The organism is uncultured Faecalicoccus sp. (genome assembly GCF_944325745.1).
GTDB lineage: Bacteria > Bacillota_I > Bacilli_A > Erysipelotrichales > Erysipelotrichaceae > Faecalicoccus.
The window spans coordinates 1-15,583 of sequence record NZ_CALVBG010000025.1 but is presented as its reverse complement, the minus strand read 5'-3'; the positions used below and the strand labels follow the sequence as shown (position 1 = coordinate 15,583).

Here is a 15,583-nt window from a genome sequence, read left to right as displayed (position 1 = left end):
AAAAGATGATCTTCATCATCGGTGGCCATGGCACAAAGAACATGACGAATATCTCCGACCGCCGGCACATTATAGATATCCCGGATCCGGCCGGTACTTCCGCCATCATCGGCAACCGTGACAATGGCAGTCAAATTCACATTTTCGATTTTTTTCATTCCCATCAACATGCTGGAAAGGCCGGTGCCGCCGCCGATCACAACGATATTTTTCATACTTCATCCACCCCGATATCGCGATGCGATTTAAAACAAGTGTATTGATCTTTATAAGTATCATACAGCCAGTTGCAGATGCTGACAGAACGATGTTGTCCCCCTGTACAGCCGATCGCAACGATCATATGGCTTTTGTTCTGAGCTGCATAACTGGTAAAGACAAAATCGGCATAATCTTTTAACCGGCGAATAAAATCCTGGGTCTCTGGTTTTTCCATGACATAATCGTAGACTTCTTTTTGATTTCCGGTTTTCTCCCGCAGATCCGGTTCATAAAACGGATTGGGTAAAAACCGAACATCGATCACCATATCCGCATCCATCGGGACGCCATGTTTAAAGCCAAACGACTGAAAGGTGATCGTAAAAGGGTTTGACTGAAACTTCTGAAAGCGATGACGGATCCGTTTCGCCAAAGCGGCAGAAGACAGCTTGGTCGTATCAATATGGATCGTATCGCCCGCACTTTCCTGCAGATGATCGAACAAGTCGCGTTCGATTTCGATGGCCTCTTCTAACGTGGTCGCTTTGTTGGAAGCAATCATCGGATGATGACGGCGTGTAAAACGATATCGAAGCAGCAGTTCTTCGTTGCTGCAATCTAAAAAGACGATCGAGATCGGTTCTGTCAAATTTTTGAAGTATGTCACAAAATCCAAATAATCCAAAGCACTAACGGACAAAGCCACGTAAGGGTATTGGGATGATCGTGTAGCCAAGAGCTCATCCAGCTGCGGCAAAAGCTCTTTAGGAAAATTATCGATACAGTAATACCCCATATCCTCTAAGGCATTCATGGCACTGGATTTACCAGCTCCGGACATTCCTGTCACCAAAACGATTTTACGATTCATTGGCATCCCCTCCATGGTTTTAATTGTATCACAATTCGTTGCCCGAACCGATGCAATACGCTAAAATGACAAAGAGGAGGAGTCTTATGCATCCTGTACTATTCTTAGATATCGATGGTGTCCTGCATCCTCAGCGTTCAAAAGCAACCGTCCATTTTGATATGGATCTGAATCGAAAATTGGCCAAAGAACATCAGGATCCCAAATTTTTAGATTTGAATCCTTATTTTACTAATCATATTTACTTTAGCTTCGATCAAAAAGCTTGTTCTTTGATTGCGGCTTTAGTGCATCGCTTTGATGCTCATATCGTCTTGACCAGTTCCTGGAGAATGGTCCATTCCCATCAGGAACTCTATTACTTATTCAAGATCTTACATATGGAAGATGCATTTGTAGGCATCACAAAAAAGCGAACCCCTCGCCAGGATGTGATCCAGGAATATATCGAAGACCACGGTGTCCAACAATATCTCGTGATCGATGATCAAGATATGACCAAAGCATTCCCTTTTCATGCCATTCATACACACAACTGTTTCAGCGAAGAAGATTATCATATCGCTTGCACGCTGCTAGATATCCAACATGTTCAGATCCAAAATCAATAAATGGCTTGTATTCAGTATCTTGATCATGGTTTTGATCTTTTGGTTTTCCCAAGATACTTCATCAAGCTCTCTGGCAAAAAGTTCTTTTTTTGAACCTTTATTGGAATGGCTTTTTCATGAACACACGCAGCTGGTCGTTCGTAAGCTGGCGCATTTCTCGATCTATGCCGCCTTGGGGTTTTGCCTGTATCGCGGGATTCTTCCTTTTGCGCCCAAACCTTCTCACTGTTTTTGGCTGGCACTCTTTCTTTGTTTTGCCTATGCATGCAGTGATGAGATCCATCAGCTCTTCATCGTGGGACGCTCAGGTCAATTCACCGATGTTCTCTTAGATAGCACTGGGGCGACTGTCGGTATTTTAGTTTCCTTAATTTCCTCTAAAAAGTGGGGATAACTAGTCAATTTTGGGCCAAAATTGACTTTTTTTTGTCACTTATGATATGTTCTTCATGATGAAAAGAATCTTAAAACGCATGAATTCCCCTAGAAAAGCCTTATTTTTCATTGGTGCACTCATTTTGATCTGCGCTCTTTTCTTCGTCTTGGGTTCTGCGATCCTCGCAAAGATCCACCCGACAAAATATATTGACAGTTCCGAAAGTATCTTAGAGGTCCGTGTTCCTTATATTGTGAACGGCGAAATCGATGAAACCGTGGTCGAGATCCCGCGGGGAACGAAGGTGCAAATCGAAGAGGCCGAAGATGATCAATCCAGCTTCCGTTATGAAGGGACTTTGATCACCTTAGATAACACGTATCTAAAAGATTCTTTGGAAGAATGTCTATCCATTGAAAACGTCTATCCTCGCCGCTTGATCAATCTGCGCGATAAAAAAGAGGGAACACTTTCCGAAGAAGTCGTAAAAAAAGGCGAGAAAGTCCGAGTTGTTCAAGTGGATCCGGAAGATCTGGATCCGGAAACCGGAGAGATTGCCTGGTACAAGGTGGAAAAAGATGGAAAAGACTATTGGCTCAACGGAAAATATGTAGAAACTTCAAAAGATCTGGCAACCAAAACATGGTCTGCAAACATCTCCTATTCTACTTATTGGGATGAATATTATGGAGAAGGCTATTCAAAAGATGCTTTCCTCTCGCAAGTGGATTACAAACCGACAAAAAATCATAATTACGAAGAGAATCCTATGCCCGACAACTGCAATGCCGTCCATGTTTCTCTAGAGTATTTGATCAAATATAAAGATTATTATTTGAACCTCTCCCAAGACACCGGCATCAACGCTTACGTGGTTGAATTAAAAGGGGACAGCGGATATGTCTGGTATCAAAGCGAAGTGTTGAAAGATTATTTAAAAGATCCAGATGAAGCGCTCCAGAGTGTTCTTTGCTCGTTGGATGAGCTCAAGGATCTGATCCAGGAATTTCAAGATGCCGGCTATTATATGATCGGCCGTATCGTGACTTTTAAAGATGTGCTCTTTGCCTCGCAAAACACCGAAGAATCGATTACCGATACAAGCGGACAGCTGATCATGCACAACGGTGAATACTGGCCCAGTGCCTATTCCCGAAAAGCTTGGATGTACAATGTGGACATTGCCAAAGAGATCGCATCGACCGGTATCAACGAGATCCAGTTTGACTATGTCCGCTTCCCGGATGGATTGGTCTCAAAATCGGATCAGCTGGATCTAAAGAACACGTACAATGAAAGCAAGGCATCCGCCCTTCAAGGTTTCTTACAATATGCCAGCGATGAACTGGAACCTTATGAAGTCTATGTGGCAGCCGACGTCTTCGCATGGCCTCTGGCAGCTCAGGATGACCAGGATATCGGGCAATTCTTCCTGGCGATGGCCAACAGTGTCGACGTAATCTGTCCGATGCCTTATTCGGATCACTTTTCGGCCGGTGCTTTAGGAATCGAAGATCCTTCTTCCGCTCCCGGCGAAGTGTTGGCTCGTTATACGGAATTGGCTGTCAAAGAATTATCGGAAATTGAAGATCCTCCGGTTTATCGCTCCTGGATCCAGGCGTATGGAAATTTGACGCCGCAGCAGATGAAAGATCAGATCCAGGCCATCGATAACGCCGGGTATTCCGGCTATATGATATGGTATGGATTTGGAGATCCGGATAGTTTAAATACCAACAAAGCCGGTTATATCGAATAAAACAAAAACCAGATGGAAATAAACGCCATCTGGTTCTTTTTTACATGGTCGGGATGACAGGATTTGAACCTGCGACCTCTTCGTCCCGAACGAAGCGCACTACCAAGCTGTGCTACATCCCGAAAATTTTTCGCGAATTAAATATACCGCGATTCTGCTTCTTTCTCAACTCTTTTTTTCAAAAGACAAAAAAAGAAGCAGACGCTTTCGCGAATGCTTCCCTCTCTATTCCATCGTTTCCTGGATATTTTTGACCAATTGATCCAATGGTGCTTCTTCATGTAAAGAACTTAAGATCTTGACGTTCGATTCCAAGATCGTCATTTCTTTCATACCTTCCAGCATTTTTCTCATCATATTGCCGGCCGTACTTGCCCAGGATCCGTTTTCAACCAGAGCAACTGTACGCTTCTGTAGATTCAACATCTTTAAATGTTCTAAGAAATCCTGCATTTTTGGAAACATTGTTCCATTATAGGTGCTGGAAGCCAAAACCATATGTGAATATTTGAATGCCTCTGCCACTAAATAAGACGGATCGGTATTGGATACATCATATACAGCCACTTTTGTGATCCCGGCCTGGACCAATTTTGAAGCCAATGCCTGGGCCGCACTTTCCGTATGTCCATAAATCGATGCATAAACGATCAGGACGCCTTGTACCTCCGGCGTGTAAGAAGCCCAGTGTTGATGTTTGTCAATAAAGTATTCAAAATTGTTTCGCCATACTGGTCCATGCAGCGGACAGATTCGCTGGATATCCAGGGTCGAGGCCTTTTTTAAGAGGTTCAACGTCTGCGGGCCATATTTCCCTACGATATTCGTATAATAACGACGGGCATCATCGATCCAATCACGATCAAAATCAACCTCATCATTAAATAGCTTTCCATCCAAAGCCCCAAACGTTCCAAAAGCATCGGCTGAGAACAAAGTCTGGGTCTGACTTTCATAGCTCACCATGACTTCCGGCCAATGCACCATCGGGGCTGCCACAAAATGAAATTCATGAGCTCCCGTCGATAGCGTATCGCCTTCCTTGATTGGCTGATTCTTTCCTAATTCAAAGCCAAAATGACCGATCATTTCAAGAGCCTTGGCCGAAGCATAGACCGTGGCCGAAGGATAGCGCAGCAGCACTTCGCCTAAGCTGGCTAAATGATCCGGTTCCACATGATGGACGATGATCGCATCCAATTCTTTTCCTTGAAGAACGGCTTCCAAGTTTTCTAAGAACTGCGGACACACGGACCAGTCCACGGTATCCAATAATACATTTTTTTCATCTAATACGACATATGCATTGTAAGAAACGCCGCGCGGGATCGGATGAATATTTTCAAACAGCTGCAACCGATGATCGCTGGCACCCACCCAATACATATCAGGGGCGATTTCGCGAATATTAACCATTTCAGATTCCTCCTCTGTATCCATCAACATTGTACGGCTTTTTCTGACTTTTTCAAATCAAAAACCCATAAAAAAGGACTTAATTTCCATAAGTCCTCTTCAAAAATTTTTCACTGTTGACAATAAAGCGTTCATGATCTCCTTTGCCGATGCAGACTCCATCTTGATAGGCTTCTACATAGAAAACAAGTTTGCGATTTTCCTGCTGCACCAAGGTCGATTTGATCTCAATAGCAGCACCAATAGGACTGGCCTTGTCATGCGATACATTCATTCTGGTTCCTACGCTGGTCATTCCTGGCTCTAGTTCCAAAAGCTGACAGCTGGCTTCTTCCATCCAGGCAATCATCTGCGGAGTTGCCAAGACCTCTAGAGAGCCGCTTTTCATCTCAATGGCCGTATGTTTTTTTTCAACTGTTCGTTGGATCGTTATGGTTTTTGACATTAGATTCTCCTTTTCATATAATACTTTTAACATGGCAAGAATAAATTATCAACAAGATGATGCCACGATCTATCGCAAGGCTCGTGCACGAGTATGGTCGCGCCTCATCTTTACCTATATTGTATTGATTGGTTATTTCATTGCAGTGTATTTTCTCCTGCACAGAGATTTTTTTGCGATCGATCAAACTCGGATCTCTTCTTTCTTTTTATTGATCCTGAGTGCCGGACAGTTAGTTCTCTACTTGATCTTGTTTTTGATGTTGGCAGGAGGATCAAAGATCTTCCGTGTCTTTTATTGGATCTGTTTTGCCTTTGAAATGGCATTGATCATTTTACCCGGTTATTATCTGATCGATGATATGAGTCATTTCTTTACCTATGCGGCCATGATTGGATGCATGCTTGTCAAAGTGATCCTGCTCTATGCCTTGGGTCGTTCTTTAAGTGCTAACTCCTGGTGCCGCGTCTATTTTGACCACGTTTTAGAAGTCGATGAAGATCAAGAAGAAAGTGAAGAGGAGATTTTCCAGCCGATCCAAAAACCATCGTCAAAGCCGCGCCCGGTAAAACCCCAACCAAAAGAGGCGGAGTACGAAGAAGAACCTTACACTTTCCCGCAAGTCTCTGTCCGGTTGGGGATCTGCATCTATAGCAGTTTGATGCTTTTTCCCATCGTGGTACAGATCTTCTCCGGCTTTTTTGTCAGCAACGATCTTCAGACCGTCTTTGCGACAAAAGATATTTTTATCTTATCGATTGCCAGCGCTGTGATCTGGACCATTCCGGTTTTCTTTTTATACTATGATCATCCTTACAGCAAGCGGATCATCTTGGGCTGTGTCTTGGCAGAGGCAATTGCCTTATGTGCCTATCTGCCCACCTTTATCGGGTATATCACGTCGGGCGATTATCCGATCCGCGTCTATATCTTATTTGTTCTCGTAGACCTGATTCGCTATTTTGGCATCTGGTTTAGTTTAAAGCCTTTGATCAAAGCTTAATCCCCAGGCACATTTTTTACAACAATCGGAAGGAATAACGTGATCGTTGTTCCTTTTTCTTCTTCGCTTTGCAGCTGGATCCTGCCGTCATAAAACTGCACTAAATGCTTTACGATCGCCAAGCCCAGTCCGGTTCCGGAGATCACCTTCGAACGCTGCTTATCCACGCGATAAAAGCGCTGGAAGATCCGTTCCTGATCAGCTTTTGAGATTCCGATTCCCGTATCCTTTACAGAAAAGATCATTTCTTGGTCTTTGACATGGCAATCGATACGAATCGTTCCATCATAAACATTATATTTAATGGCGTTGCTTAAAAGATTTTCAAAGATGGTTTCCACATGGTTGCGATTGGCATAGACCACGATGTCTTCACAATCGAGAGTTAGATTGAGATTCATCGAATCGATCTGGACATGAAAACGCTCAATCAATGCCTGCAGGATCTCTTTGACCTTGACATGCGTACACTGTACTTGATAATCTTCACTTTCTAACTTGGAGATCATCAAGATATCATTGATCAGCTGTGTCATATGACGACTTTCTTTGATCACATGATCCAGGCACCGATCCACTTGAGCCGGATCTTGGATCGCGTGGGTCCGCAATAATTCTGTATATCCCATGATCGACGTTAACGGGGTCTTCAATTCATGCGAAGCATTCGCAAAGAATTCCTGACGGATCCCTTTTTCTTTTTCTAATTGTTCCAGATTATCGTGGATCTCTTCATTCATATTTACTATGGATTCTGTGATCTCGGATAATTCCGGATAGTAGGAATCATCAAATACGATCTTCTCTTTTCCAATGCGGGTCGTCCAGATCGTCGATGAGATCTTCTGGAAAGGTTCCACGATCGAGGTGGCCATCTTTTTTGACATAAACCAGACCGTACAAATGGCGACTAAAAACGCAACGATAAAACTCGGCATCAAAACAATTGCCGATTGAGTAATCCCCGCAAACGGCGTCGCCAAACGATAGATCTCCTGCGTTTCTTCGTTCAAGGCTGCGGTATATAAATAATTCGTATGCGTTGTCGAAGAATATCGAATCGAACTGCCTTGCCCAAATTGTAAAGCTTGTTGGATCTCTTCTCTTTGCATATGATTCTCTGTGATCGAATCGACCTGGTTGTCATAGATCACATCGCCATCTCTTTCGATGATCGTCATACGGGAATCTAATTCATCTAAATATTGCCCCAGCGATTCCATATCCGCCTGGTGCATGGTTTCAATGATTCCCAATTCTTGAAACTGTTCGTCTCTTTGATCATCTAAAAACACCATGTATAAGACCGCATATAAGATACCGAACGCCAAAAAAAAGGAAATCAAAAAAGTTATCATAAAAGAGTGAATGATCTTTTTACGCATCTTGATCACCCACACTCATACGATAACCTAGCTGACGAACGGATTTAATATAGTTTCTGCCCATCGGTCCTAATTTTTTTCGCAACGAATTGATATGCACATCCAAGGTTCTGGTCTCGCCCACAAAATCATATCCCCATACTTGATTCAAGAGCTCTTCTCGCGAGATGGCACGCCCAAGATTGGTGGCCAAATAGCGCAACAGTTCAAATTCTTTGTACGTAAGCTCCACCACTTGATCTTCGACATGGACGATTCTCTGATCCACATCGATATGAAGGATGCCCAGATCTAGTTTATTGGTTTCTTTATGCGTTCTTCGCAACAAAGTTCGAATACGGGCTGCCAGCTCCAAGACGCTGAATGGTTTGGTCATATAGTCATCTGCGCCTAGATCTAAGCCTAGGATCTTATCCACTTCCTGATCTTTGGCACTCAAAATAATGACTGGGGTTTCTTTATTGACCTTATTTTGACGGATCTGCTTCAAGATATCATAGCCGTTCATCCTAGGCAGCATCAGATCTAAGATCGCCAAATCAACTTTATTGGCAAGCAAATATTGATAAGCGTCCTCGCCATTATCAAAATCGGTGATTTCATATTGAAAGTTTTCCAATGTCAGTTTCAACAATTGGCGAATACTGTCATCATCTTCTACGATACAGATATGTGTCATCGACATTCCTCTTTTCAACACCCCTATTTTATCATAGATACAAGCACCCATTCGTAAAATTCATGTAAAGTCTGCTCATTGGGTTTTTCTTGATTTCAATTTCTTTTTTTTGCATAATGATTACGGTGATAACGGATGAAATTACAATCTATTTCTAAAAATGACTACCAAGAGTATCTTTCCACCTTAAAAGATAATGATTTTTTGCAGTCGACTCACGCCGCCAGCAAATTCATGGAAGACGGCTGGCAAATTGAATACGTCAAAGGAACCGATCAAGATGAGACCAAAGCTGTAGCGATGATTTGCATTCGCCCGCTTTTACGTTTTTTTAATTATGCTTATGTTCCCCGCGGATTCTTTATTGATTATCACAATAAAAAAGATCTTCGCGACTTTTCCTCAGTATTAAAAGCACATTTAAAATCAAAAAAAGTCATCTATTTAGAAATCGATCCCGATATCTTATATAAAGAACGTGACAAAAATGGACAGATCGTTCCTGACGGCATCAACAATCAAGATATTGTCGACAATCTGATCGAAGCAGGATATCGGCAGATGCCGCTGACAAAAGGATACGATCTCTCCAAACAATGCCGCTGGATGTCGATCTTAGATCTGCGAAATAAAAGTATCGATGATATTTTTAATGGCTTTTCGACCATGCAGAAGCGAAATATCCGCACGGCCCAAAAATGTTGTGTAAAAACGCGAGTCTTATCGCAGGATGAACTCAATATCTTAGATAAAATGGAAACGGAATCCAGCGAAAGGCAGCAATTTGAAAGCATGCCTCTCTCATACTTTGAAAGTATGTATCGCCATTACGGTACGCAGCACATCAAAACGGTTTATGGATATTTAGATTTAGAAGAATATGAAGCCAAGATCAAGGAAGATCTTATACATACAGAAAATGAGATTCAAAAGCTCCAACTTCAAATTCAAAAAGATCCAAGCGCCAAAAAGAAAATCAAAAATTTAGAAAACGCGCAAACCAAACTCTCCAGTCTCACAAAAAAGAAGGAAGAAATCGCAACATTAAAGAAGACCCATGATAAAGAGGTCCCTTTATCCTGCTGTATGTTTGTCCAATATAAAAATCAAATGATCTATTTGTTTGGCGGCAATGATTATGCATATCGTGCTTATCGGGGATCCTATGCCGTACAATGGGAAATGATCCAAGAAGCGGTTCGTGCAGGATGCGATTATTACAACATGTATGGAATCAGCGGCTATTTTGAAAAAGGCGAAGAAGGATACGGCGTTTTTGATTTTAAACGCGGATTTAACTGTACAGTGGTTGAATTCATTGGGCGATACCATTTGGTCTTTCATCCTTTCTTCTATTGGATCCATAAAAAACTTCATAAAAATATTTAAGTCGGGTTTTGCACAAACCCGACTTTTTTTCAAGCAAAAAAAATGGAACCCTCTCTCGGTTCCATTTTTATCATGTTTTACTTTTCAATAATACTTTCGTTCCAATGTTCGTTAGGTTCTACCCCCAGCAGATCGGCTACCGTGCTGGCGATATTGGAAAGTCCTAAAGAATCGTCTTGTTTCAATGTCACATCAGCACCATATACGATAAACGGAACACGATTCAATGTATGCGATGTTTTGGACTTGATCGGAGCGCCTTCTTTTTTCGGCTTATCATACATTTCGTCCGCATTTCCATGATCGGCTGTCACCAGCAAGATTCCATTGACTTTATCTACGGCTTTGATCAGACGAGCCAAGGCTAAATCAACCGATTCCACACCAATGATCGTAGCTGGTAAACTTCCGGTATGACCTACCATATCTCCATTTGGATAATTTGTACGCAAGAAGTCATATTTTCCACTTTCAATTGCTTCGATCAATTGATCTGTGATCTCAGCGGATTTCATCCATGGACGCTGTTCAAATGGAATGACATCACTTGGGATCTCTACATAAGTTTCTAAAGCATCATCAAATTTTTCGGAACGGTTTCCATTCCAGAAATATGTCACGTGACCATACTTCTGTGTTTCTGAGATCGCGTATTCTTTGATTCCGTGTTTGCACAGTTCTTCCGTCAATGTATATTTAATTTTTGGCGGTTCCGTCAAATACTTGTGCGGAATGTCCAGATCCGCATCATATTGCAGCATACCGGCATACATGACTTTTGGATTCTTGACACGATCAAATTTATCAAAGCTTTCGTCTCCATCAAAAGCTAACGACAATTCTTGGGCACGGTCTCCACGGAAGTTGAACAAGATCACGCTGTCGCCGTCATCGATCGTTCCCACAGGCTGTCCGTCTTTGGCAATGACAAAGCCTGGAAGATCCTGGTCGATCACACCTAATTCTTCTCGATAAGTCTCGATGGCCTGCGTAGCATTTTCAAATTGACGGCCTTCTCCCATAACATGGATATGCCATCCTTGCTCTACCATGCCCCAGTTGGCTTCATAGCGGTCCATCGTGATCTGCATACGGCCACCACCGCTGGCAATGCAGGCATGGAATGTATCATCATTCAATCCGGCCATGAAAGATTCAATATCATCCACATAAGTCAGAGCACTTGTTTCCGGTACATCACGTCCGTCCAACAAAGCATGTACGCGAACTTCAGAGATACCTTCTTCTTTGGCTTGTGCAATCAAGGCTTTTAAATGATTAATATGCGAATGCACATTTCCATCACTCAACAAGCCAATAAAATGCATCTTATGCCCTTTGGCATTGGCAGCCAGTTCTTTCCAAGTCTTTGATTCAAAGATTTCCTTGGTTTCAATATTCTCGTTGACCAATTTGGCACCCTGAGAATAAATCTGTCCACAACCGATTGCGTTGTGTCCTACTTCTGAGTTTCCCATGTCTCCATCACTCGGTAGACCCACAGCCAAACCATGGGCACGAAGCTGGGTATGCGGGCACTCATTCCATAATTTATCCAACGTTGGTTTATTCGCTAAGGCTACGGCATTCCCAAAGTCACTTTTGTTGATGCCGACACCATCCATTACCACTAGGATCACAGGTCTTTTGTTCATAAATGTTCCTCCATTTTATCGTTCTTAATATACCACTAACAAGGGTTGAATTCAACGAATTCGTATAGACTAACCAGCGATCCATCCGCCATCTACGATCAAGGTATCTCCGCTGACATACGAAGATTCATCACTGGCTAAAAAGAGAGCCGCATTGGCAATATCTTCCGGCATTCCCATTTCCGGCGCAGCCGCTAAGATCTTTTGGACACGGCCATATCCTTCCATGTTGGGCATGCCCATAGAGTGGCTGATCTCCGTCTGAATTCCGCCTGGGGCAATCGCGTTGCAGCGAATCTTATCCGGGAAATACATAAAAGCTGTATTCTTCGTCATTGACAACACCGCCGCCTTGCTGGCGCAATAAATGGCCCCGGCTACCGAACGCATGCCGCCAACACTGGCAACATTGATAATGTTACCTCCGTTTCCTTGTTCTTTAAAAACAGAGACGGCCTTTCGCATAGCGCACATAGGTCCATAAACATTGACTTTCATGACCTGTTCATATTTTTCATCTGTCGCATCCTTGATGCCGGACATATCATCCATGATTCCGGCATTATTGACCAGGACATCCAATTTACCAAATTCAGAAACAGCCAAATCGATCATTTTTTCATTATCTTCCCGTTTGGAAACATCTCCTTGGAAAATCACAATCTTTCCAGGCTCTTCTTTTAAGCTTTCTTTTAACGCTTCCAGTCTTTGATATCTTCTGGCCACGGCCACGACATAGGCGCCTTCTTTGACAAAACGTTCCACGATGGCTTTCCCCATTCCGGAACTTGCACCAGTTACAACAATTGATTTTCCTTCTAATCGCATAGTATGACCTCCGTTACCTATATTATATCAAAGATTTCAGGCAAGAAAAAAAGTGCTGCTCAGCACTTTTCTATTCTATCGGAGAAGCTTCCGCTTTGTTTTTTCCCCACATCTTTTCCCCTTTTGTATTCCAAATTCCAATTCCCGTTACGGCACATAAGATCGAGAAGACAGGGACCAGGAAGATAAACCAACAATATGGAATATAAGAGGCGTCGACGCTCAACACACTCATAACATAGATCGTAGCGACTCCCCAAGGAACAATAGGAGCACTTAAGGTTCCGGCGTCCTCTAAAGTCCGCGACAGCACTTTTCGATGGATGCCCATCCGATCATAAGTTTCTTCAAACGTCTGTTCTGTAACAATGATGGAGACGATCTGTCCGCCAGCTGCCAGAAAATTGACAATGTAACAATACACTAAAGATGTAAAAACTAGGATTACGCGATTTTTAATAAACCGCAATAATACATTTTTGGCAATCACATCCAAAATTCCAGTTGAGGTGATGACTGCTCCCATCACTGAGGCCACCATGAAGATCCCTAAAAGTTCCATCATGCTGGTAACGCCGCCGCGATTGAGCATCGGATCGACAATGGATACACCCGTTTCAATACTAAAGCCATTAAAAGCATAGTTCATCAATTCAACAAACCCAACACCTTGAAACAACATCGCAAACCCGGCACTGACAATGACAGTCAATCCCATTCCCAAGATGGCCGGCATCTTGAATACCGACACCAAAAGCACCAGAATGGCCGGCACGATCAAGATAAGACTCATATTGAAGTTGTTTTCCAGCGTTGTCATGATCAGCTGTGATTGACTGGCATCCATACTTCCGCCTCCAGAAGCAAATCCGGCAATGGCGAATAATACTATCGCCACAGCAGCCGCTGGTAAAGTTGTATACATCATTGAGCCAATATGATCATACAGCGGCACCTTGCTGACGCCGCTAGCCATATTAGTCGTATCCGATAAAGGTGACATTTTATCACCCAGCCATGCTCCTGAAACTACCGCCCCGACTACTAACGGAATCGATAAATCCGTTGTCATCGCTATTCCGACCATCGCAAGTCCCATCGTCGCTACAGAACCAAAAGAAGTCCCGGTAAAAATAGAGGTGATGCTCGATAGAATAAATGCCAGGGGAACTAAAATCGAAGGCGAGATCAACTTCATGCCATAATACATCAATGCCGGCACTGTCCCTCCGGCCATCCAGATTCCTACAAGCATTCCAACCATGATGACGATCAAAAAGGTAGGTGTACTGTCGGCAATCACTTGTTTGATTGTACTCTCGATCTCATCCCAGGAGATTCCCAAGGCCAAGGCGATCCCCACCGCAACCACAGCTCCAATAAAAATTGAAACCGTCGTATTGACTCCCAGATTAATCAGTACGACCAAAACGGCAATGATCAATAAAAACGATCCTAACGCAAAGGCTGTTGTCGGCTTTTTCTTTTCTCTTTTCATTTTGATTCCCCCAATCTGCTTTCTAAGAATTCAAGAGCACTGTCCATCCGAGCCTTACGGTAATCCATCGATAAAAACCGATGTTCCGCACCCTCGACAATTGTCAACTTGGCACGCTCCTGATAAATCTCTTTTAAATGATAAGATACCTCTGGACTTGCCGTAATGTCCTGATCGCCATGCACAAGATTGACCGGCCCATCGTATTGGCTTGCGATGCGATACGGATCTAACTTTAAACAATCCTCATAAAAATCCAAACTGAGACGCAGCCCTTCTACATCGGCATATCCTTTCTGGTCAATATCTGAAACATCCATACCGCAAAGCATTTTATTTTTCAAATTATAGACAAGATCCAGCGCCGGACACCACAAGCTCAAAGCACAGACACTCTCTTTTCGCAAACCCGCCACCATGCTGGCAACGCACCCTCCAAGGGAGAGTCCGTGCAAGGCAACACGATTTGCGTCCACAAAATCCAGATTTAAAACATAATCCAAAATATCGATTCCGTTTTGGATCTCTTTCGATACCGTGATATCCGAAAATGTTCCATCGCTTTCCCCGCTTCCCAGAAAATCAAAACGCACCGATCCGATCCCCGCCTGACACAGCCGGCGAGAAAGTTCTGTATGTACAAAGTTGATCTCATTTCGGTCATCTTGAAAACCATGAAATAAGATCACAAACGGAACTGGACCAGGTATCCCGTCAGGAATATGCATCATTCCCCGCAGCACATTTCCTTGGCTGTTCAGTTCGACATATTTTTCCATACTGAGTACCTTCATTTCTAAAAATATGTTTTATTTTAAGCCTAGCGGTAATTATTGTCAATGTTTCGTGAATATGTGTTTATATTCTGTGTACATATGACTGTGCAAAAAAAAGGATCTCCTTTTACAGAGATCCTGAAATGTTCTATGCTTTTTCTTTTGCTTGTACAAGTTTCTTGCCAGAACCTAAAGTGATCATCAGGCCCAGCAGAACTAATAAGATCGCAACGATCAACTGCAGACCATCTGTCAGGAAGACAAAGCCTCCAGTCACAAACAACTTCATACAAATGTTATAGATGGACATCAATAAGCTGGTCATCGTGATGATCAACATCAACGTCATCGGCACATACAACATGAATCCTTTTCTTCCGGTCACTTTTAAGAATACAGACAAAGTAATCAATACCATGGCCGCCAACAACTGGTTGGCACTTCCAAACAATGGCCAGATGTTATTGTATCCTCCAATGCTCAACAAGTATCCGCCAAGCAAACTGATTACCGTTGCGACATATTTATTCGTCAAGAACTTCACAACACTGCTTGGTTCACTGCCATCTGTCACTTCAAAGAATTCCTGGAAAGACATACGAGAAATACGAGCTACCGCATCCAGCGAAGTCAATGCCAAAGCCGATACAAACATCGTCATGATACAAAGTCCCCATTCCTGCGGGAATCC

The 15,583-nt window shown here is 43.0% G+C and carries 16 protein-coding genes and 1 tRNA gene; 5 read left to right on the top strand and 12 right to left on the bottom strand.

Going from position 1 to position 15,583, the window contains the following annotated elements; translation table 11 throughout:
- Positions 1-215, bottom strand: a 215-nt coding sequence (locus Q0J48_RS03975; protein WP_296241870.1) for a 2-phospho-L-lactate transferase CofD family protein, incomplete at its 3' end; no start/stop codon positions are given.
- Positions 212-1,072, bottom strand: a complete 861-nt coding sequence (gene rapZ, locus Q0J48_RS03970) for an RNase adapter RapZ (protein ID WP_296241869.1) — start codon at positions 1,070-1,072, stop codon at positions 212-214. The genes Q0J48_RS03975 and rapZ, both read right to left, overlap by 4 nt.
- An 86-nt stretch (positions 1,073-1,158) precedes the next feature.
- Between rapZ and Q0J48_RS03965 the strand changes: the two genes are divergently transcribed.
- Genes Q0J48_RS03965 through Q0J48_RS03955 form a run of 3 tightly spaced genes read left to right on the top strand, consistent with a single transcriptional unit; the run spans position 1,159 to position 3,818 of the window.
- The gene (locus tag Q0J48_RS03965; protein WP_296241866.1) at positions 1,159-1,683 is read left to right on the top strand and encodes an HAD domain-containing protein; all 525 of its coding nucleotides are present in this window, start codon (positions 1,159-1,161) and stop codon (positions 1,681-1,683) included.
- Positions 1,661-2,077, top strand: a complete 417-nt coding sequence (locus Q0J48_RS03960) for a VanZ family protein (RefSeq protein WP_296241865.1) — start codon at positions 1,661-1,663, stop codon at positions 2,075-2,077. The genes Q0J48_RS03965 and Q0J48_RS03960 overlap by 23 nt, the downstream gene beginning before the upstream one ends.
- A gap of 55 nt (positions 2,078-2,132) precedes the next feature.
- Positions 2,133-3,818, top strand: coding sequence for a putative glycoside hydrolase (locus Q0J48_RS03955; protein WP_296241862.1), 1,686 nt, complete (start codon positions 2,133-2,135; stop codon positions 3,816-3,818).
- Between the two features lie 45 nt (positions 3,819-3,863).
- Here Q0J48_RS03955 and Q0J48_RS03950 read toward each other — a convergent pair.
- From Q0J48_RS03950 to Q0J48_RS03940, 3 genes are all read right to left on the bottom strand, one after another.
- Positions 3,864-3,940 (bottom strand) — tRNA-Pro (locus Q0J48_RS03950).
- A gap of 103 nt (positions 3,941-4,043) precedes the next feature.
- Complete coding sequence (locus tag Q0J48_RS03945) at positions 4,044-5,234, bottom strand: FprA family A-type flavoprotein (RefSeq protein WP_296241859.1); 1,191 nt, start codon at positions 5,232-5,234, stop codon at positions 4,044-4,046.
- A 79-nt stretch (positions 5,235-5,313) separates the two neighbouring features.
- Positions 5,314-5,679: a thioesterase family protein gene (locus tag Q0J48_RS03940; protein WP_296241857.1), complete on the bottom strand. Its 366-nt coding sequence runs from the start codon at positions 5,677-5,679 to the stop codon at positions 5,314-5,316.
- Between the two features lie 31 nt (positions 5,680-5,710).
- Between Q0J48_RS03940 and Q0J48_RS03935 the strand changes: the two genes are divergently transcribed.
- Entirely contained in the window at positions 5,711-6,682 is a 972-nt protein-coding gene (locus tag Q0J48_RS03935; RefSeq protein ID WP_296241853.1) for a hypothetical protein, read from the top strand.
- Here the strand turns inward: Q0J48_RS03935 and Q0J48_RS03930 are convergent.
- Positions 6,679-7,980: an ATP-binding protein gene (locus Q0J48_RS03930; protein WP_296241850.1), complete on the bottom strand. Its 1,302-nt coding sequence runs from the start codon at positions 7,978-7,980 to the stop codon at positions 6,679-6,681. The genes Q0J48_RS03935 and Q0J48_RS03930 overlap by 4 nt on opposite strands.
- Before the next feature lie 79 nt (positions 7,981-8,059).
- Positions 8,060-8,746 (bottom strand): response regulator transcription factor, encoded by a 687-nt coding sequence (locus Q0J48_RS03925; protein WP_296241848.1) that lies wholly within the window; start codon positions 8,744-8,746, stop codon positions 8,060-8,062.
- Positions 8,747-8,881: 135 nt separating this feature from the next.
- Here Q0J48_RS03925 and Q0J48_RS03920 point away from each other — a divergent pair, with 135 nt between their 5' ends.
- The gene (locus tag Q0J48_RS03920; protein ID WP_296241847.1) at positions 8,882-10,135 is read left to right on the top strand and encodes a peptidoglycan bridge formation glycyltransferase FemA/FemB family protein; all 1,254 of its coding nucleotides are present in this window, start codon (positions 8,882-8,884) and stop codon (positions 10,133-10,135) included.
- Between the two features lie 77 nt (positions 10,136-10,212).
- On the opposite strand, the gene gpmI is transcribed toward Q0J48_RS03920, so the two are convergent.
- The 5 genes from gpmI to Q0J48_RS03895 all read right to left on the bottom strand — a co-directional run.
- Positions 10,213-11,790 carry a 2,3-bisphosphoglycerate-independent phosphoglycerate mutase gene (gene gpmI, locus Q0J48_RS03915; RefSeq protein ID WP_296241845.1) on the bottom strand — a complete coding sequence of 526 codons (1,578 nt, stop codon included), beginning with the start codon at positions 11,788-11,790 and terminating at the stop codon, positions 10,213-10,215.
- Positions 11,791-11,859: 69 nt separating this feature from the next.
- On the bottom strand, positions 11,860-12,618 hold the full coding sequence (locus Q0J48_RS03910; protein ID WP_296241842.1) for a glucose 1-dehydrogenase: 759 nt from the start codon (positions 12,616-12,618) through the stop codon (positions 11,860-11,862).
- 70 nt (positions 12,619-12,688) lie between these two features.
- On the bottom strand, positions 12,689-14,116 hold the full coding sequence (gene nhaC / locus Q0J48_RS03905) for a Na+/H+ antiporter NhaC (protein ID WP_183374018.1): 1,428 nt from the start codon (positions 14,114-14,116) through the stop codon (positions 12,689-12,691).
- Complete coding sequence (locus Q0J48_RS03900) at positions 14,113-14,895, bottom strand: alpha/beta hydrolase (RefSeq protein WP_296241826.1); 783 nt, start codon at positions 14,893-14,895, stop codon at positions 14,113-14,115. Before Q0J48_RS03900 ends, nhaC begins: the two co-directional genes overlap by 4 nt.
- A gap of 145 nt (positions 14,896-15,040) precedes the next feature.
- A partial coding sequence (locus Q0J48_RS03895; protein ID WP_296241824.1) for a carbon starvation CstA 5TM domain-containing protein occupies positions 15,041-15,583 on the bottom strand: 543 nt, incomplete at its 5' end.